This is a genomic window from Streptomyces sp. NPDC027189, from assembly GCF_055566975.1.
The window spans coordinates 118,777-136,975 of sequence record NZ_JBVHRI010000008.1 but is presented as its reverse complement, the minus strand read 5'-3'; the positions used below and the strand labels follow the sequence as shown (position 1 = coordinate 136,975).

Here is an 18,199-nt window from a genome sequence, read left to right as displayed (position 1 = left end):
TCAGTTCACGGTTGTCGTTCCGGTCAGGGTCAGGTCGGGGCCCTGGCCGTCACGCGGCTCGGCGGTGAGCTTCCAGATGTATGTGCCGCGCGGCGCATAGGCGCCGGAGTCGCTCTGGCCGTTCCACGAGGCGCGGACCGCGGCGGCGGTGGAGGCGCCGGTCAGGGTGCGCACGACGGTGCCCGCCGTGCTGCTCACGGTCAGTGTCCAGGCCGACGGCTTGTTCAGCTGCCACACGGGCCGCCACGGGTTGGAGAGGCTCGGGCCGCCCGGCTGGGGGTCGGTCTGCGCCTCCATCTGCGCGAGCGGCGAGGTGGGGACGCCCGCGGTGACGATCGCCACCTGGCGCTGCTGCGTCAGATGGGCGACATTGCCGCCGAAGCGGTCGACGGCCCAGCGGCCGGTGTTGCCGCCGGTGTTCTGGTCCGCGGTGGGCAGCACGGCGACGGTCCGGGTGGTCGCCGTACCGGTGTGGAAGTCGGTGAGCAGCAGCTCGTGCGTGGTGCGGTTCTCGCGGATGAGATAGCCGTCGGCGAGGCGGCCCTGCCCGGCCGGGACCGTGATGGCGCGGCCGGCCGCGCGGTCGTAGACACCGGCGGGGCCGGCCGAGCCGCAGGACCAGTACAGCCAGGTGTTGACGGCCTGGATCTCGGTGGGCGTGCAGGGCGCGCCGGTGTCGACGGTGGCGACGTTCTTCTTGGCCTTCAGGTCGTACGCGACGACGCTGCCCTGGGTGCTGCCGGGGGTCCACAGACGCTGGCCCCAGATCGCGGCGGCGGTGCGGGTGCGGTCGAGCGCGGTCTCGCCGGCGGCGCCGCGCGGGAAGTCGGCGACCTTCTGGCTGCCGGCGGTGCCGCCGTTGTAGAGGACGTAGCGCCCGGAGCCGGTGCCCAGGCGGCCGGCCGAGTCCCCGGTGGGTTCGGTGGCGATGGCGCTCGTGTCGAGCCCGACGACGTTCACGGACTCCTGGCCGTTGGCGTCGGTCCACAGGTACGCGATCCTGCCGTCGCCCAGCGCTTCGAGCTGGGGGCACGCCGCGTCGCCGGTGAGGCAGGTCGTGGGCTGCAGTGTGGGGCTGCGGCGGGTCTGGAGGCCGGTGGGGCTTGCCCGTGGTGTCGAGCGGGATGCCGTAGAAGCCGAATATGCCGCCGGCGCGCGTGGTGTTGCCGTACATCAGCAGCTCGCCCCCGGCGAGCGCGAGGCCGTCCACCCCGGCCTGCCAGGCGGGTACGTCGAGCACCTTCTGGGCGGTGGTCGCGCCGTCCTCGGTGGGGGTGACCCGGTAGACATGCCAGTCGACGCTCGACGGCCCGGCCGTGGCGAGGGCGCCGCCGTCCGGGGTGGCCATGAAGGCACCCTTCGCGTTGGCGAGGGCCGTGCGTGTCGTGTTGGTGGTGAGCGAGACGGCCGTGAGCTCGGGCGTGGCGCCGCCGGGCAGGAACGAGGCGTTGCCGGTGAGCAGTTGGTCGCCGACGACGGCCTGGGCCTCGCCGAGGTACGCGGCCGTGATGGTGGCGGGTTCGGTGCCGGGGGCGGAGTCCACGCGGATCGACGTGTTGCCGTTGACGAGCCAGCGGTCGTTGAAGACCACCCGCGGCTCGCTGCCGGCGTTCGTCAGGTACGTGCGGAAGGTGCCGTCCGCGAGGTCGACCAGGCCCACGGAGGTGGCGCCGTCCAGGGTGTAGACGACGGCGAGGCGCCGGACGGATCCGCCGGTGACGTAGGTGCCGTTGGGCTGGGCGCCCGAGGGGAGCCCGGTCACCGGGAGGTCCGCGGTGGTCCCGTCGGCGGCCGCCCGCAGGACGTGCAGGGCGCCCGCGGCGTCCTGGGTCAGCACGCTCCAGCCCGACGCGGCCCGGTACGTCTGGCCCGCCGGGATCGTGACGGTGGCGGTTACGCCGGTGGAGCGGTGCTGCTGTGCGACGGTCGTGCCGGACCTGGTGCTGATGACGTCGGTGCCGGTGGCGAGGTCGTCCGGGCCCGCGTGCGCCGGCGGAGTGACGCCCGGGTAGTCGACCTCGTGGGTCCCGCCCGAACCGCTCTCCGGCAGCCAGTAGCGGAATCCGGAAGCGCCCGCCCACCGGTAGCCGACCTCGGTCGGCACGGTCAGGCTCAGCTGCACGGTGGCGACCGGCGTGTCGGCGCCGGGCGCGGCCTGTGCGGGCGCGGTCGGCACGGCGCACATCAGGGCCACGGCCCCGCCGAGGGCCACTGCGGCAAGTCTTCGTGAACGGGTCACGTTCCCCTCACCTGAAACAGGATGAACACGCGCATCATGTGCGCAGGGGACATGCAACTTCTGCTGCGGGAGCGGGAGTTCACTGGACGGGTGAACTCCGGGTGACGGCTCGGTGCATACGAAGGGGGCGGCGTCCGAACCGGACGCCGCCCCCTGTGCGTACGCCATGCGGGTACGCGTAGTGCTTGCGCTGTGACTACGCCGGCAGCTTCGCCAGCGCCGCGTCGATGCGCGCGATCGTCTTCTCCTGGCCCAGGACCTGCAGGGACTCGAACAGCGGCAGACCGACCGTGCGGCCCGTGACCGCGACGCGGACCGGGGCCTGGGCCTTGCCGAGCTTGAGGCCGTGCTCCTCGCCGGCCGCGAGGACGGCGTCCTTCAGCGACTCCGGGCTGGCCCAGTCGGCCTGGAGCAGCTTGGCGCGGGCCGTGCTCAGCAGCTCGGCCGAGCCCTCCTTCATCGCCTTCGACCAGGACGCCTCGTCGTGGACGGGCTCGGCCAGGAACAGGAAGTCCACGTTCTCGGTGATCTCGGAGAGGACCTTCAGACGGGACTGGGCGTGCGGGGCGATCGCCTGCCACTTGGCCTCGTCGAAGTCCTCCGGCGCCCAGGCGGCGAACGGGGCGCGCAGCCAGGGGGCGCAGCGCTCCGTGAAGTCCTTCACGTCGAGCATGCGGATGTGGTCGGCGTTGATCGCCTCGGCCTTCTTCAGGTCGAAGCGGGCCGGGTTCGGGTTCACGTCCGTGACGTCGAAGGCGGCGACCATCTCGTCGATGGAGAAGATGTCGCGGTCCGCCGAGAGCGACCAGCCGAGCAGGGAGAGGTAGTTCAGCAGCCCCTCGGGGAGGAAACCGCGCTCCCGGTAGAGGTTGAGCGAGGACTCCGGGTCGCGCTTGGAGAGCTTCTTGTTGCCCTCTCCCATGACGTACGGGAGGTGGCCGAAGGCCGGGGTCTCCTTGGCGATGCCCAGCTCGATGAGCGCCTTGTAGAGGGCGATCTGGCGCGGGGTGGAGGAGAGCAGGTCCTCGCCGCGCAGGACGTGGGTGATCTCCATCAGGGCGTCGTCGACCGGGTTGACCAGCGTGTACAGGGGCGCGCCGTTGGCTCGTACGATCCCGTAGTCCGGGACGTTCTCCGGGAGGTACGTGATCTCGCCGCGGACCAGGTCCGTGAAGGTGATCGTCTCGTCGGGCATGCGGAAGCGGACGATGGGCTCCCGGCCCTCGGCCTCGTAGGCGGCCTTCTGCTCGGCGCTCAGGTCGCGGCAGTGGCCGTCGTAACCGGACGGCTTGCCGGCGGCGCGGGCGGCGTCACGGCGGGCGTCGAGCTCCTCCGTCGAGCAGTAGCAGTGGTACGCGTGCCCGGCGTCCAGGAGCTTTCGCGCGACGTCCTGGTAGATGTCCATCCGCTGCGACTGGCGGTACGGCGCGTGCGGGCCGCCGACCTCGGGTCCCTCGTCCCAGTCGAAGCCCAGCCAGCGCATCGCGTCGAGCAGCTGGTTGTACGACTCCTCGGAGTCGCGGGCCGCGTCGGTGTCCTCGATGCGGAAGACCAGGGTGCCTTCGTTGTGCCGGGCGAACGCCCAGTTGAACAGGGCGGTGCGGACCAGGCCCACGTGCGGGTTGCCGGTCGGGGAGGGACAGAAACGTACGCGGACGTTCGCGTTAGCCACGCTTGATCACCTTGTTGGTGAGAGTGCCGATGCCTTCGATGGTGACGGCGACCTCGTCGCCGACGTTCAGGGGGCCGACCCCAGCCGGGGTGCCCGTGAGGATCACGTCGCCGGGGAGCAGCGTCATGGCCTCGGTGATGTTCACGATCAGATCCTCGATGGAGTGGATCATCTCGCTGGTGCGGCCGAGCTGGCGCTGCCGGCCGTTGACCGTGCACTGGATGGTGAGGTCGCTCGGGTCGAGGTCCGTCTCCACCCAGGGGCCGAGCGGGCAGGAGCTGTCGAAGCCCTTGGCCCGCGCCCACTGCTTCTCGCGCTTCTGGACGTCGCGCGCGGTGATGTCGTTCGCGCAGGTGTAGCCCAGGATCACGTCCTTGACGCGCTCGCGCGGGACCTCGCGGCACATGCGGCCGATGACGACCGCGAGCTCGGCCTCGTGGTGCAGCTCGTTCGAGAAGGACGGGTACTGGATGTCGTCGCCGGGGCCGATCACCGAGGTCGACGGCTTGAAGAAGGCGAACGGGGCCTCGGGCACCTCGTTGCCGAGCTCCTTCGCGTGCTCCGCGTAGTTGCGGCCGAAGGCCACGACCTTGTTCGGGAGCACCGGCGGCAGCAGCCTGACCTTGCTCAGCGGGACCTTCGTACCGGAGAGCTCGAAGTCCGCGAACGGGATGCCCTTGATGATGTCGAGGACGAGTTCGTCCGGCTTGTCGCCCTCGACCGCGCCGAAAGCGACGTTGCCGTCGATGGAGAACCTGGCGATGCGCACGGGATCCTTGCGCCCCTCACTGAGCTGGCTGAAGTCTGACGCTCCAGGCTAACGCGGGGAGGGGTGCGAGCTTCGCGTATATCGACCGGCACGGTGAGCGCGCGGCGGAGTGTGTGCGTACTACTCCGCGACGGAGGCCATGACCGGGGCTTCCATCAGGATGGTCCGGCGAGGGTTGGCGGTCTGGGCGGGGAGGTCGGCCGAGTGCTCCTGCTGCTCCGGCGTCTGCAGCGCGTCGGCGTCCTCGAGGTGCGCCAGCGTGGTGCGTCGCGGGTTGGCTATGTTGCGGAACATCATCGTCGTCTTCACTGTTGTACTCGACCTTGTCGTCGCGAGCGCCGGGTGGGCTCAAAGGCCCCCGCGTCGGCGCGGGTTGTCGGATTCGCCATCCTTGTAAAGCGTCAGGCTAAACATGCAATTCCCGGGCGAAGCCGTGAAGACGCCATGATCGCCATGTGAGTTTCCTCACTTACTAGCAGGCAAACCGGTCAATTCAGACCTCCAACCCCGCCCGGCGAAACGGACATTGCCCTGTTGAAGCAGACATTCCGCTCCTGATCATGGCGACTGGGACACCCTGCGCTCCACAACACCTCGTAGGCATACGCCCGTTATGTACGAGATCACTTTCTACGTCTCGTAACGCACCACTCACAAGCTGTCACGGAGGTCACAGCCTGGTACTCGGGCCTTGTTGGAGATCCGGCACTGTGCTGGAATTCCACGGAACCGCCGCGGGATCGAAACCGGCGCGCAGGGGCGCAACGCAGCGCCGAGTGGCGGCGGGAAGGGGGAGCCTGCGCCGGTCACTCACGACCACCAGGGGGCGCATCTGCGCCCCTGTACGACGCCGACACCGTCCCGCCGTTTTCGCGGAGGGGCGCCTGGTCCAGAGGTTGCGACGCTAGTGCAGGGACGTTTCAAGAGGGATGGCAGCGCTTCGGCGGAGCCGGAGCCGCACGGCGGGACCGACCGCGGTTCCTCGCCCCAGCACGCCCAGAACCCGGGACCGGCAGAGGTCGGCGGCAGCGGTGAACACTCCGCTCGCGCCGGCGCGAAGCCCAAGGCTCCCGCCACACCGGCCGCGAAGCCGACGGGCCCCACGGGTCCCGGCTCGCGAATAGCGCTGCGCAACTGGCGCATTTCGACGCGTCTGGTCTCGCTGCTCGCGCTCCCCGTGGTCGCCGCGACCTCGCTCGGCGCGCTGCGCATCAACGACAACATGGACAGCATTCAGCAGCTCGACAACATGAAGCTGCTGACGGACATGACCAAGCAGGCGACCGAGCTCGCCGCCGCGCTCCAGAAGGAGCGCGACCTGTCCTCGGGTCCGCTCGCGCACGGCGCCGCGTCCAACGACTACACGGTCAAAGGCGTCCGCGACGCGACGGACGTAGCCAAGAGGCACTTCCTCGAGGGCACCCAGGAGATCGACGACGCCACGGCGAACGGACAGCTCTCCGGCGTCCGGGACAGCCTGGTCGGCATCGCGGGCGAGCTGTACAAGCTCAGCAGCATCCGCAAAGAGGCCTACGCGGACCCCAAGAACTCGACGCAGACGGTCGAGGCCTACCACCGCCTCGTCACTCAGCTGCTCGCGCTCTCGCAGGACATGGCCGAGGCGACCAGCAACCCGGAGATGATCCAGCGCACCCGCGCGCTGTCCGCCTTCTCCTCCGCCAAGGAGTACGCCTCCGTCCAGCGGGCCGTCATCGCCGCCGCGCTGCCCGAGCGCCCGACGACCTTCGGCACGCTGTCGGAGAACGACCGGCAGTACGCGCTCTCCGCACAGGAGAGCCAGGAATCCGAGATCAGCGGCTTCAAGAACATCTACGGCGACGGCTTCGCCGAACTGCTCAAGCCGATCGAGGGCGGCAACCCGACCATCGAGTCCGCCGACCAGTACGCGAAGCGCGTGCTGAGCGGCCCCGACGGTCTGAGGACCCAGACCAAGCGCTCGTACAAGGACTGGGTCGACGACGACACCGCCAAGATCCAGCAGATGTCGAACATCGAGACCACGCTGCTCGGCCAGATGGAGCAGAAGGCGCGTGAGCTGCGCAACGAGTCCGAGAGCGAAGCGATCATCTCGGGTGCGCTGATCCTCCTCGTCCTCGGTGTCTCGCTCGTCGGCGCCTTCGTGGTGGCCCGCTCCATGATCCGCTCGCTGCGCCGCCTGCAGGACACCGCGACCAAGGTCGCCCAGGACCGGCTGCCCGAGCTGGTCAAGCAGCTGTCGGAGTCGGACCCGCAGGACGTCGACACCTCCGTCGAGTCGGTCGGTGTGCACTCCCGGGACGAGATCGGCCAGGTGGCCGCGGCCTTCGACGACGTGCACCGCGAGGCCGTACGACTGGCCGCCGAGCAGGCCCTTCTCCGGGGCAACGTCAACGCGATGTTCACCAACCTCTCGCGCCGCTCCCAGGGTCTTATCCAGCGTCAGCTCTCGCTGATCTCCGAACTGGAGTCCCGCGAGGCCGACCCGGACCAGCTGTCCTCGCTGTTCAAGCTCGACCACCTCGCGACCCGCATGCGCCGTAACGGCGAGAACCTCCTCGTCCTCGCCGGTGAAGAGCCCGGCCGCCGCTGGACCCGCCCGGTCCCGCTGGTCGACGTGCTCCGTGCCGCCGCCTCCGAGGTGGAGCAGTACGAGCGCATCGAGCTGGCCGCGGTACCGACCACCGAGGTCGCCGGCCGCGTCGTCAACGACCTCGTGCACCTGCTCGCAGAGCTGCTCGAGAACGCGACCTCCTTCTCCTCGCCGCAGACCAAGGTCAAGGTCACCGGTCACGCGCTGCCCGACGGCCGCGTCCTGATCGAGATCCACGACACCGGTATCGGCCTCTCCCCCGAGGACCTCGCGGCGATCAACGAGCGGCTCGCCTCGCCGCCCACCGTGGACGTCTCCGTCTCCCGCCGCATGGGCCTCTTCGTGGTCGGTCGTCTGTCGCAGCGCCACGGCATCCGTATCCAGCTGCGTCCGTCCGACTCCGGTGGTACGACCGCGCTCGTCATGCTCCCCGTCGACGTCGCCCAGGGCGGCAAGAAGGCTCCGGGCAAGCCGGGCCAGGGCGGTCCGGGCACCGGTGGTCCGGCCGCCGCACAGGCCTCTGCCGGTGTCGCCGCGGCCCGTCGCGGAGGCGGTTCGCAGGGCGGTCCCTCGCTCGGTGCCGGTGCTCCGGCGGCCGGTGGTGGCCGCCTCGGCGCCCCGCCGCAGCGCGGACAGGTCGGCGCGGGCCAGGGTCCGCGGGCGGCACTGCCCGGAAGCAACCAGGGCGGCCCCGCGCTGCCGGGCGGCAGCCAGGGCAATCGCCCGGGTGCTCCGGGCGGAGCACGTGGACCGCAGGGCCCGGGGAACCCGCAGCAGGGCAGGCAGGCTCCGGCCGGTGCCGGTGCCTACGGGCAGAACACGCCGAGCGTCCCGCAGGGCCTCCAGGCCGCCGGGACCGGTTCGCCGCAGGGCTTCGGTGACGGGCCCGGGGCGGGCCGGAGCGGATCCGGTAACCGTCAGAGCGGCTTCGGTGACAGCGGCCCCGCGGCCGCGCCCCCGCAGCAGCCGTCGGGCGGCAAGGGCAGCCGTCGCCGGCCGCAGCTTCCGGGACGCGGTGGTGCGCGCGCCGAGCTGCCCGGTGCCAACCCGCAGCCGCGCACGCCGAGTTGGAGCGACGACAACGCGCAGCCGCCGGTGCCGCGCGCGTCCCTCGACACGCCGCGTGGCCACGAGGAGCCCGACGCCACCTCGCGGATGCCGCGGATCGACGACCGTCAGGGTCCGGGGGCCACCTCGGAGATCCCCCGGATCGACGACCGCCAGGGACCCGGCTCGACGTCCGAGTTCGCCCGACCCGACTTCGACGCCCCTCGCCCCGGTGCGAGTGCGCCGCAGAACTTCGGCCAGAACAGTGGCCAGAACACCGGGCAGTTCGTCCGCCCCGACGTGTTCGGCACCTCCAACCCGTCCACCACCACGGGCCAGTTCGCCACCCCGGGCTACGGCGCCTCCCAGGACCCGTCGTCCACCGGCCAGTTCGCCCGGCCGGGCTACGGCCAGGACCCGTCGTCCACCGGCCAGTTCGAGCGGCCGCAGCAGGGCGTCGGCCGGGACAACGCCGACTTCGGCGCTCCCCGGCAGCCGGCCCCGCAGCGTCCGCAGCAGCGGCCCGCCCGTCCGCAGGAGCCCGAGTCGCTGCCTCCGGCGTCGGGCCCCGGTGACGGACGTACGCCGCTGTACGACACGCTGGAGACCAACTGGTTCCACGGTCAGGCGAACGGCACACCCACCAACGGTGCTCACCACAACGGTTCCCAGGGTTCGCCACAGGCCGCTCAGCCGCAGCGGCAGGCGCCCCCGGCTCCGCAGCGGCCGGCTGCCGCACCGGCCCCTGCCGCCCAGGCCTCCTGGCGCAGCTCGCCGAACGACGACCTCGTCCGGCAGGCAGAACGCGTCCGTCAGCCGTCGGCGGGCGGGGTCACCACCTCAGGCCTGCCGCGCCGCGTCCCGCGAGCCAACCTCGTCGCGGGCACGGCACAGCAGCAACAGCACCAAACCGGTCCGCAGGTCTCGCGTGCGCCCGATGACGTACGCGGTCGGCTGACCAATCTCCGTAGGGGCATTCAGCAGGGTCGACAGGCCGCTCCCAACGGCCAGACCGGCAGCTTCCCCAGCCCCACTCACCAGCAGGAGCGTTAGTTGAGCCCGATGAGCCAGGCGGCACAGAACCTCAACTGGTTGATCACCAACTTCGTGGACAACACCCCCGGGGTGTCCCACACCGTCGTCGTGTCCGCCGACGGACTCCTTCTGGCACTGTCCGAAGGCTTCCCCCGTGACCGCGCCGACCAGCTCGCGGCCGTCGCTTCCGGGCTCACCTCGCTGACGGCCGGGGCATCCCGGATCTTCGAGGGCGGCACGGTGGCCCAGACGGTCGTGGAGATGGAACGCGGCTTTCTCTTCCTGATGTCCATCTCGGACGGATCGTCCCTGGCGGTTCTCTCCCACCCGGAGTGCGACATCGGCCTTGTCGGCTACGAGATGGCGCTGCTCGTCGACCGCGCGGGCGCAGTGCTCACGCCGGACCTGCGCGCCGAACTACAGGGAAGTCTGCTCCACTGACGGCCCTGGGTTCTACCCTCAGCACGAAATCACCGTCCGGCCGCCACACTCCCCCCCACCGGCCCCAACAGACGGCACGACTGACCGACTTGCTGTCCCGCCCGGAGGATTCATGACCCCGCCCACCGCCTCTCATGATCCGTACGCGCAGCCGTACGAGGATGAGGGCGACCAGCCGCTGGTACGTCCCTACGCGATGACCGGCGGCCGGACCCGGCCGCGCTACCAGCTCGCCATCGAGGCTCTGATCAGCACTACGGCCGATCCGGCGCAGCTGATGGGGCTGCTCCCCGAGCACCAGCGGATCTGCCACCTCTGCCGAGAGGTCAAGTCGGTGGCCGAGGTATCGGCCCTCCTGTCCATGCCGCTCGGTGTGGCCAGGATCCTCGTCGCGGACCTCGCGGAGGCCGGACTCGTCGCCATCCATCAGCCGGGTGGCGACGAGAACAACGGCGGCGCGCCGGACGTGACTTTGCTCGAAAGGGTGCTCAGTGGACTTCGCAAGCTCTGACGGAGGTCGTACGACCACCTCCGCGAAGATCGTCGTGGCGGGCGGCTTCGGCGTCGGCAAGACCACGTTCGTGGGCGCCGTCTCCGAGATCAACCCGCTGCGCACCGAGGCCGTCATGACGTCCGCTTCGGCGGGCATCGACGACCTCACCCACACCGGGGACAAGACCACCACCACGGTGGCCATGGACTTCGGCCGGATCACCCTGGACCAGGACCTGATCCTGTACCTGTTCGGTACGCCGGGCCAGGACCGCTTCTGGTTCATGTGGGACGACCTGGTCCGCGGCGCCATAGGCGCGGTGGTCCTGGTGGACACCCGCCGTCTCGCCGACTGCTTCCCCGCGGTCGACTACTTCGAGAACAGCGGCCTGCCGTTCGTCATCGCCCTCAACGGTTTCGACGGGCACCAGCCGTACAACCCCGAAGAGGTCCGTGAGGCCCTGCAGATCGGTCCGGACGCCCCGATCATCACGACGGACGCCCGGCACCGCGCGGATGCGAAGAGCGCGCTGATCACGCTGGTCGAGCACGCGCTCATGGCACGGCTGCGGTAGTAGCCAAGTCGACAGTTCCATAAGGCAGTTGTCGTAGACGCATTGGAGCCGGCTGTGTCGTTTGACACGGTCGGCCACAGTGTTCATAACGTTTCGACAGAGAATTTCGCTGGCACCGACACGCATCGCGGTCACCCGGTGTCGCTGTGCTCATAAAAGCCCCGCCTTTTGGCGGGGCTCGCTCTTTATGACCGTTTTATCTGGGGCATACATCGCCCGGAACCCTTGGTTCCGAGTGTTTGGAAGGGCGCCGCCTGACGTGCTGGAATGCGCTGAACTGCCCAGTAGTCAAGGGCGCTGGAGACACCGCGGCACAACGTAGGTGCCGACGCCGAGAGGTTGTTGGTCGAGTGAGGCGAAGCAAGAACGGTCCCGAGCCGTCGGCGCGGGGCAACTTCACCCCGCCGCCGCGCGGAGCGGCGCCCGCACAAGTGCCCGGCCCGGAGCCCACGGCGGCGCCCGCGCCGAGCGGCGGTCGCTTCTCCCCGCGCAACTGGCGCGTGCCGACCAGGCTGAACGCGATCCTGCTCATACCCGTGGTGGTCGGCCTTGTCATGGGCGGCTTCCAGGTGAAGGGCTCGATCGACACCTGGCAGGAAGCGCAGGACGCGGAGAAGACGGCACGTCTGGTGCAGGCCGCGCTGACCTACGGCGACAAGCTGTACGTCGAGCGTGATGCCACCGCCGCCCCGCTGCTGAAGGGCAGCGCCCAGACCGCCGAGGACAAGGCCACGGTCACGGCGGTCCGCAAGGACACGGACGCCGCCGCCGACGCCTTCGACGAGGCCGCCCAGAACATGCCGAAGACGGCTGGTCTGGAGCGCCGGCTGGCCATCTTCCGCAAGGTCGAGCCCGGTCTCGACTCGCTGCGCAAGATCGCGTACACCCCGAGGCTCACCGGCGTGCGGACCGAAGAGGGCTACACGCAGATCCAGCACCCACTGATGGAGTTCGCCAACGAACTCGGTCTGGGCACCGGAAACATCACCAGCTACGGCCGTACGGTCTACGCGATCTCGCTGTCCAAGGCCGCGCTGTCGCTGGAGCGTTCCATCGGCATGCACATGCTGGTCAAGCCCGGCCCGGGCGCCGGCAGCCTGGCGAGCCAGCGCGTCGCGCTCTCCTCGTACGCCTACCTCGAAGGCATCGCCGTCGAGGAGTACATCGGTGGTGGCACCGAGGCCGACGCGGCCAAGCTGGACGCGGCCAAGAAGAAGATCAAGACGGATCTCACGGCCGAGGCCACGAAGGCGGCCGCTGCCGCCGCGGCCAAGAACCAGACCTACGTGCCGCCGCCGTCGGACCCCAAGAACCCCAACGCGATGGTCGCGGGTCTCGCGGGGCTCCAGTCCACCCAGCAGCCCGCCCTCGATGAGCTCGCCACCAAGGGCATCACCGCGCAGAACTGGTGGGCGGTCAACACCGCCAAGTACAACGCCTACCGCCAGATCGAGTCGGACCTCGCCGACAAGGCCGTGTCCGAGGCCGCGGACATCTCCGACAGCGCCAAGACCGACGCCTTCATCACCGGTGCCGTCGTCCTGGTCGCCCTGCTCGCCGCGTTCATCCTGGCCGGCATGGTGGCGCGCCAGATGAGCCGCTCGATGCGCCAGCTGCGCAACGCGGCCTTCGGTGTCGCCGAGCAGCGTCTGCCGATGCTGGTCGACCAGCTCTCCCGGACGGATCCGGGCCGCGTCGACACCCGCGTGCAGCCCATCCCGATCACCAGCACGGACGAGATCGGCGAAGTCGCCCGCGCTTTCGACCAGGTCCACCGCGAGGCCGTCCGACTCGCCGCCGAGCAGGCCCTTCTGCGAGGCAACATCAACGCGATCTTCACCAACCTGTCGCGCCGCAACCAGTCGCTGATCGAGGGCCAGCTGACCCTCATCACCGACCTGGAGAACAACGAGGCCGACCCGGACCAGCTGGAGAACCTCTTCCGCCTGGACCACCTCGCGACCCGTATGCGCCGCAACGGCGAGAACCTCCTCGTCCTCGCCGGCGAAGAGCCCGGCCGCCGCTGGGACCAGCCGGTCCCGCTGGTCGACGTGCTGCGCGCCGCCTCCTCCGAGGTGGAGCAGTACGAGCGCGTCGAGCTCTCCGGCGTCCCGGAGGCCGAGATCCACGGCCGTGCCGTGACCGACCTCGTGCACCTGCTCGCCGAGCTCCTGGAGAACGCCACCACGTTCTCCTCCCCGCAGACCAAGGTCCGCGTCACCGCGACCCGCCTGCCGGACGGCCGCATCATGGTGGAGATCCACGACAAGGGCATCGGCCTCACCGCCGAGGACTTCGCGGACATCAACCACAAGCTGGCCAACCCGCCGACCGTGGACGTCGCGATCTCGCAGCGCATGGGCCTCTTCGTGGTCGGCCGGCTGTCCGACCGGCACGGCATCCGCGTCCAGCTGCGCCCCTCGGGCGAGCAGGCCGGTACCACCTCGCTGGTCATGCTTCCCGACGCGATCACCCACGGTGGTGGCGGCGAACAGCAGCCGATGCGCGACGAGTTCACCGTTTCGCAGATCATCCCGGAGCAGCAGCCGTTCCAGGGCGAGGACTTCGGGGGCCAGCAGCAGCCGCTGCGCACCGCAGCGGAGCTCGGCTTCGACGACAGCCGCTACACCGAAGTGCCCGACGACATCCGCGAGTTGGACCCCGTGGGCCGCTCGCTGATGCGTGAGGAGCGCCGCGCGGCCCTGGAGGCACAGGCGCACGGCCAGGAGGCCATCGAGGGCCCGCAGGGCTACCGGAACGACTTCGACGCCCAGCAGCCCGGGTACGACGGCGGGCCCGGGTACGACAACGGGCAGGGTGTGTACGAGGAGCAGCAGACCACGTACGACCAGCAGACGGCATACGACGAGCCGCAGCGGCCGTCGTATGACGAGACGTACTTCCCGTCCAACGGCGGCTACCCGGAGCCCACGTATGCGGAGCCGGTCCAGGAGGAGCACTCGGGAGCCCGAGGTGCCGCCTCGGAGACGTTCCGCGCCTTCGAAGAGTCGCCCTACCAGGACGACTGGCCGCAGCAGGACACGTACCAGGGCTCGTACCGGTCCGATTACGCTCCGGAAACGGAATCCTCGCAGGCCGCTGACGCGAGTGAGCGGGACCGCGTAGGCTTCACCCGTCCGGGACCGGCCCCCTCCGCCACCCACGCGCTGACCGACGCCGGACTGCCCCGCCGCGGATCCACCGGAGGCGGCAATGTCGACGGCAACGGCCAGCGCCTCGTGGACCAGAGGGAGCAGGCGGGGCCGGCGGCCACGGCTTCGGCCGCGGAGAGCAACGGCGACTGGCGCTCGTCCAACGACGACCGGTGGCAGCAGGCCGCACAGCTCCGGAAGCCCAAGGCGGGCGGGGTCACCTCGTCCGGTCTGCCGCGGCGGGTGCCCAAGGCCAACCTGGTCGAGGGAACCGCGGAATCGACCCCCCAGGGCGGCCCCCAGGTCTCCCGCGCTCCCGAGGACGTCCGGGGCAGGCTGAGCAACCTGCGCCGCGGCGTACAGCGGGGACGCAATGCAGGTAGTGACACGAACGGCCAGGGCTTCGGTCCTGACAGCACCTACAACCAGGAGCGTTAGTGTGAGCCCGATGAGCCAGGCGGCACAGAACCTGAACTGGTTGATCACCAATTTCGTGGACAACACCCCCGGGGTGTCGCACACGGTGGTGGTCTCCGCCGACGGACTCCTTCTGGCGATGTCCGAAGGCTTTCCCCGTGACCGCGCCGACCAGCTGGCGGCCGTCGCGTCCGGTCTGACCTCGTTGACCGCGGGTGCCTCCCGCATCTTCGAGGGCGGCCATGTGAACCAGACGGTTGTGGAGATGGAGCGAGGATTCCTCTTCATCATGTCCGTTTCCGATGGTTCATCGCTCGCCGTCCTTGCACACCCGGAGGCGGACATCGGTCTCATTGGGTACGAGATGGCACTTCTGGTGGACCGTGCGGGTACGGTCCTGACCCCGGACCTTCGAGCAGAGCTCCAGGGGAGCCTTCTCAACTAGCTGACGGACGGTGTGTATTGGCGTCCCGGGGCCGTAAGGTTTCGGGACGCGGTCCCTCAGTCATGGGTGCCCGGCACAGTCGGAGGAGGAGAAAGTGGCAACACCCCCAGGCGGTTCGTCTTCGGGCAACTGGTCGTACGGCCCCGGCCAGGGGCAGGGCGGCCAGGGCGACGGTTCGCAGAACCCGAACCGGTACAACTTCCCCTCCGCTCCCAGCCACCGGCGTCAGCCGTACGCGCCCCAGGGCCCCGGTCCCTCACCGTACGACCAGCCTCCGGCACCGCGTATCCAGCCTGTGCAACCGCAGCGACGCTCACCCGAGCCGTCGCCCGCGGGGGCGTCGAACAACCCTCTGGTGCGCCCGTACGCCATGACGGGCGGCCGCACCAGGCCCCGCTACCAGCTCGCCATCGAGGCGCTGGTGCACACCACCGCGCAGCCGCACCAGATGCAGGGCCAGTTGCCCGAGCATCAGCGGATCTGCAACCTCTGCCGAGAGATCAAGTCGGTCGCCGAAATCTCGGCGCTGCTCACGATCCCCCTCGGCGTGGCCAGGATCCTCGTCGCCGACTTGGCGGAGGCGGGCCTGGTCGCCATCCATCAGCCCGGCGGCGACGAGAACGCCGGTGGCCAGCCAGACGTGACTTTGCTCGAAAGGGTGCTCAGTGGACTTCGCAAGCTCTAGCGGAGGGCCTTCCCGCTCCACCACGTCCGCGAAGATCGTGGTGGCGGGCGGCTTCGGCGTGGGCAAGACCACGTTCGTCGGCGCCGTCTCGGAGATCAACCCGCTGCGCACCGAGGCCGTCATGACGTCCGCTTCCGCGGGCATCGACGACCTCACGCACACCGGAGACAAGACGACGACCACCGTCGCCATGGACTTCGGCCGCATCACCCTGGACCAGGACCTGATCCTGTACCTGTTCGGCACCCCCGGTCAGGACCGCTTCTGGTTCATGTGGGACGACCTGGTCCGCGGCGCCATCGGCGCCGTCGTCCTGGTGGACACCCGCCGTCTCGCCGACTGCTTCCCCGCGGTCGACTACTTCGAGAACAGCGGCCTGCCGTTCGTCATCGCCCTCAACGGCTTCGACGGCAACCAGCCGTACAACCCCGAAGAGGTCCGCGAGGCGCTCCAGATCGGCCCGGACGCTCCGATCATCACGACGGACGCCCGACACCGCGCCGACGCCAAGTCGACGCTCATCACGCTGGTCGAGCACGCGCTGATGGCGCGCCTTCGCTAGCGCGGGCACCGCACACTCCGAGAACGGCCCCCGCCCCTCCCTCAAGAGGCACGGGGGCCGTTCTCATGCGCCTCCGTTCACCACTGCACCCGACAACACCACGGCCCCGCCCTCCCGAAGGAGGACGGGGCCGTGTGCGCTGGAAAAGTCAGTGCCAGCTGTGCGGAGCGTGGAAGCCGGGCTCGCGCTCCAGGCGGCGCCAGCCGGCCTTGAGGCGGCCGCGGTGGGCCGGAGCATCAGTGGAAGCGGCGGCCGCGCGGGCCAGGAGGATGGCCGTGATGGCGGCGACTTCCTCGGGCTCGGCGTGGCCCTTCTCGACGCGGATGTCAGGGGTGTTCATAGGTCTCAGTCTCCGTGAGAGAGGTTTCCGCGGGGCTGCCGCGGAGGATCCGCAGGGTTACTGCGGGGGGTTGCCGTGCTTGCGCGAAGGCAGGTCCGCGTGCTTGGTGTGCAGCATCGCGAGCGACTTGATCAGGACCTCGCGGGTTTCCGCCGGGTCGATGACGTCGTCGACCAGGCCCCGCTCCGCCGCGTAGTACGGGTGCATCAGCTCGGCCTTGTACTCCTTGACCATGCGCACCCGCATCGCCTCGGGATCGGCTGCCTCGGCGATCTGGCGGCGGAAGATGACGTTGGCGGCACCTTCCGCACCCATCACGGCGATCTCGTTGGTCGGCCAGGCGTAGGTGAGGTCGGCACCGATGGACTGGCTGTCCATGACGATGTAGGCACCCCCGTACGCCTTGCGCAGGATGAGCGAGATCCTCGGAACGGTCGCGTTGCAGTAGGCGTAGAGGAGCTTCGCGCCGTGCCGAATGATCCCGCCGTGTTCCTGGTCGACGCCCGGGAGGAATCCGGGGACGTCCAGGAGGGTCACGATCGGAATGTTAAAAGCGTCACACATCTGGACAAAGCGCGCAGCTTTTTCGGAAGCCTCGATGTCCAGCACGCCCGCGAGGGTCTGCGGCTGGTTGGCGACGATGCCGACGACCTGGCCGTCCAGGCGGGCCAGCGCGCAGATGATGTTGCGGGCCCAGCGCTCGTGGACCTCCAGGTAGTCGCCGTCGTCGACGAGCTCCTCGATGACCTTCGCCATGTCGTACGGGCGGTTGCCGTCCGCGGGGACCAGGTCCAGCAGGACGTCCGAGCGGCGGTCCGCCGGGTCCTCGGAGGCGACGTGCGGCGGGTTCTCGCGGTTGTTCTGCGGGAGCATCGACAGGAGATAGCGCACCTCGGCGATGCAGGTCTCCTCGTCGTCGTACGCGAAGTGGCAGACGCCCGACGTCTCGGCGTGCACATCGGCGCCGCCCAGGCCGTTCTGCGTGATCTCCTCGCCGGTGACGGCCTTGACCACGTCCGGGCCCGTGATGAACATCTGCGAGGTGTCGCGGACCATGAACACGAAGTCCGTGAGGGCGGGGCTGTAGGCCGCGCCGCCCGCGCACGGGCCGAGCATCACGCTGATCTGCGGGATGACACCGGACGCCTTGGTGTTGCGCTGGAAGATGCCGCCGTAGCCGGCGAGGGCACTGACGCCCTCCTGGATACGGGCGCCCGCGCCGTCGTTCAGGGAGACCAGCGGCGCACCGGCCGCGATGGCCATGTCCATGATCTTGTGGATCTTCGTGGCGTGGGCCTCGCCAAGGGCGCCGCCGAAGATCCGAAAGTCGTGCGCGTACACGAAGACCGTACGGCCCTCCACCGTGCCCCAGCCGGTGATGACACCGTCGCTGTACGGCTTCTTGGCCTCCAGGCCGAACCCGGTCGCCCGGTGCCGGCGCAACTGCTCGACCTCCTGGAACGAGCCCGCGTCCAGCAGCAGCTCGATGCGCTCACGGGCGGTCAGCTTGCCCTTGGCGTGCTGCGCCTCGGTCGCCTTCTCGCTGGGCCCCCGCAGCGCCTCCGCACGGATCGCGTGCAGTTCGGCCACGCGCCCGCGCGCGTCCGTGGGCTCGCCTGTGGAGCTTGCGGATCCAGCCTCATCCAAAACGGTCATGTAGTGACCTTACGAAGCCCACCAAGGAAAGCGAGCCGTCGACTCCGTACAGTCTCCAGCCCGTTTTCCTGGTACCCCTGAA

At 69.8% G+C, this 18,199-nt stretch carries 16 protein-coding genes; 10 read left to right on the top strand and 6 right to left on the bottom strand.

Annotated features, from left to right (window positions below; all coding sequences use genetic code 11):
• Positions 1-960 (bottom strand): FlgD immunoglobulin-like domain containing protein, encoded by a 960-nt coding sequence (locus ACZ4RZ_RS21325; protein WP_467746658.1) that lies wholly within the window; start codon positions 958-960, stop codon positions 1-3.
• Positions 961-1,346: 386 nt separating this feature from the next.
• Here ACZ4RZ_RS21325 and ACZ4RZ_RS21320 point away from each other — a divergent pair, with 386 nt between their 5' ends.
• Together ACZ4RZ_RS21320 and ACZ4RZ_RS21315 are read left to right on the top strand one after the other, a co-directional pair.
• Positions 1,347-1,685, top strand: a complete 339-nt coding sequence (locus ACZ4RZ_RS21320) for a hypothetical protein (protein ID WP_467746657.1) — start codon at positions 1,347-1,349, stop codon at positions 1,683-1,685.
• Positions 1,686-1,775: 90 nt separating this feature from the next.
• Complete coding sequence (locus ACZ4RZ_RS21315; protein ID WP_467746655.1) at positions 1,776-2,012, top strand: hypothetical protein; 237 nt, start codon at positions 1,776-1,778, stop codon at positions 2,010-2,012.
• Positions 2,013-2,435: 423 nt separating this feature from the next.
• Here the strand turns inward: ACZ4RZ_RS21315 and gltX are convergent, their stop codons facing one another.
• The 3 genes from gltX to ACZ4RZ_RS21300 all read right to left on the bottom strand — a co-directional run bounded on the left by gltX (position 2,436) and on the right by ACZ4RZ_RS21300 (position 4,989).
• Positions 2,436-3,911: a glutamate--tRNA ligase gene (gene gltX / locus ACZ4RZ_RS21310; protein ID WP_467746654.1), complete on the bottom strand. Its 1,476-nt coding sequence runs from the start codon at positions 3,909-3,911 to the stop codon at positions 2,436-2,438.
• A complete protein-coding gene (locus ACZ4RZ_RS21305; protein WP_467746652.1) occupies positions 3,904-4,680 on the bottom strand; it encodes a fumarylacetoacetate hydrolase family protein in 777 nt (258 codons plus the stop codon). Before ACZ4RZ_RS21305 ends, gltX begins: the two co-directional genes overlap by 8 nt.
• Before the next feature lie 120 nt (positions 4,681-4,800).
• On the bottom strand, positions 4,801-4,989 hold the full coding sequence (locus ACZ4RZ_RS21300; RefSeq protein WP_467746650.1) for a hypothetical protein: 189 nt from the start codon (positions 4,987-4,989) through the stop codon (positions 4,801-4,803).
• A 598-nt stretch (positions 4,990-5,587) separates the two neighbouring features.
• On the opposite strand from ACZ4RZ_RS21300, the gene ACZ4RZ_RS21295 reads away from it, so the two are divergent.
• The 8 genes from ACZ4RZ_RS21295 (at position 5,588) to ACZ4RZ_RS21260 (ending at position 16,121) form a co-directional block, all read left to right on the top strand.
• Complete coding sequence (locus ACZ4RZ_RS21295) at positions 5,588-9,370, top strand: sensor histidine kinase (protein ID WP_467746649.1); 3,783 nt, start codon at positions 5,588-5,590, stop codon at positions 9,368-9,370.
• Positions 9,371-9,379: 9 nt separating this feature from the next.
• A complete protein-coding gene (locus ACZ4RZ_RS21290; protein WP_037764993.1) occupies positions 9,380-9,793 on the top strand; it encodes a roadblock/LC7 domain-containing protein in 414 nt (137 codons plus the stop codon).
• A gap of 112 nt (positions 9,794-9,905) precedes the next feature.
• Positions 9,906-10,304: a DUF742 domain-containing protein gene (locus tag ACZ4RZ_RS21285; RefSeq protein WP_095936861.1), complete on the top strand. Its 399-nt coding sequence runs from the start codon at positions 9,906-9,908 to the stop codon at positions 10,302-10,304.
• Entirely contained in the window at positions 10,285-10,860 is a 576-nt protein-coding gene (locus tag ACZ4RZ_RS21280; RefSeq protein ID WP_054235412.1) for a GTP-binding protein, read from the top strand. The genes ACZ4RZ_RS21285 and ACZ4RZ_RS21280 overlap by 20 nt, the downstream gene beginning before the upstream one ends.
• Positions 10,861-11,210: 350 nt before the next feature.
• Complete coding sequence (locus ACZ4RZ_RS21275; RefSeq protein WP_467746648.1) at positions 11,211-14,450, top strand: nitrate- and nitrite sensing domain-containing protein; 3,240 nt, start codon at positions 11,211-11,213, stop codon at positions 14,448-14,450.
• 10 nt (positions 14,451-14,460) lie between these two features.
• Positions 14,461-14,874 (top strand): roadblock/LC7 domain-containing protein, encoded by a 414-nt coding sequence (locus tag ACZ4RZ_RS21270; protein ID WP_054219305.1) that lies wholly within the window; start codon positions 14,461-14,463, stop codon positions 14,872-14,874.
• 94 nt (positions 14,875-14,968) lie between these two features.
• Positions 14,969-15,559, top strand: a complete 591-nt coding sequence (locus ACZ4RZ_RS21265) for a DUF742 domain-containing protein (protein ID WP_362032203.1) — start codon at positions 14,969-14,971, stop codon at positions 15,557-15,559.
• Entirely contained in the window at positions 15,540-16,121 is a 582-nt protein-coding gene (locus tag ACZ4RZ_RS21260; protein ID WP_099502672.1) for a GTP-binding protein, read from the top strand. Before ACZ4RZ_RS21265 ends, ACZ4RZ_RS21260 begins: the two co-directional genes overlap by 20 nt.
• Before the next feature lie 148 nt (positions 16,122-16,269).
• Here the strand turns inward: ACZ4RZ_RS21260 and ACZ4RZ_RS21255 are convergent, their stop codons facing one another.
• Positions 16,270-16,461, bottom strand: coding sequence for an acyl-CoA carboxylase subunit epsilon (locus ACZ4RZ_RS21255; protein ID WP_467746645.1), 192 nt, complete (start codon positions 16,459-16,461; stop codon positions 16,270-16,272).
• Between the two features lie 57 nt (positions 16,462-16,518).
• Positions 16,519-18,117, bottom strand: a complete 1,599-nt coding sequence (locus tag ACZ4RZ_RS21250) for an acyl-CoA carboxylase subunit beta (RefSeq protein WP_467746643.1) — start codon at positions 18,115-18,117, stop codon at positions 16,519-16,521.
• Positions 18,118-18,199 lie beyond the last annotated feature (82 nt).

Bases quoted from the DNA above. Each gene is read 5' to 3' on its own strand.
- ACZ4RZ_RS21320 (WP_467746657.1), top strand. From the start codon at position 1,347: ATGAAGGCACCCTTCGCGTTGGCGAGGGCCGTGCGTGTCGTGTTGGTG.
- ACZ4RZ_RS21290 (WP_037764993.1), top strand. From the start codon at position 9,380: ATGAGCCAGGCGGCACAGAACCTCAACTGGTTGATCACCAACTTCGTG.
- ACZ4RZ_RS21285 (WP_095936861.1), top strand. From the start codon at position 9,906: ATGACCCCGCCCACCGCCTCTCATGATCCGTACGCGCAGCCGTACGAG.
- ACZ4RZ_RS21270 (WP_054219305.1), top strand. From the start codon at position 14,461: ATGAGCCAGGCGGCACAGAACCTGAACTGGTTGATCACCAATTTCGTG.
- ACZ4RZ_RS21255 (WP_467746645.1), bottom strand. From the start codon at position 16,461: ATGAACACCCCTGACATCCGCGTCGAGAAGGGCCACGCCGAGCCCGAG.
- ACZ4RZ_RS21250 (WP_467746643.1), bottom strand. From the start codon at position 18,117: ATGACCGTTTTGGATGAGGCTGGATCCGCAAGCTCCACAGGCGAGCCC.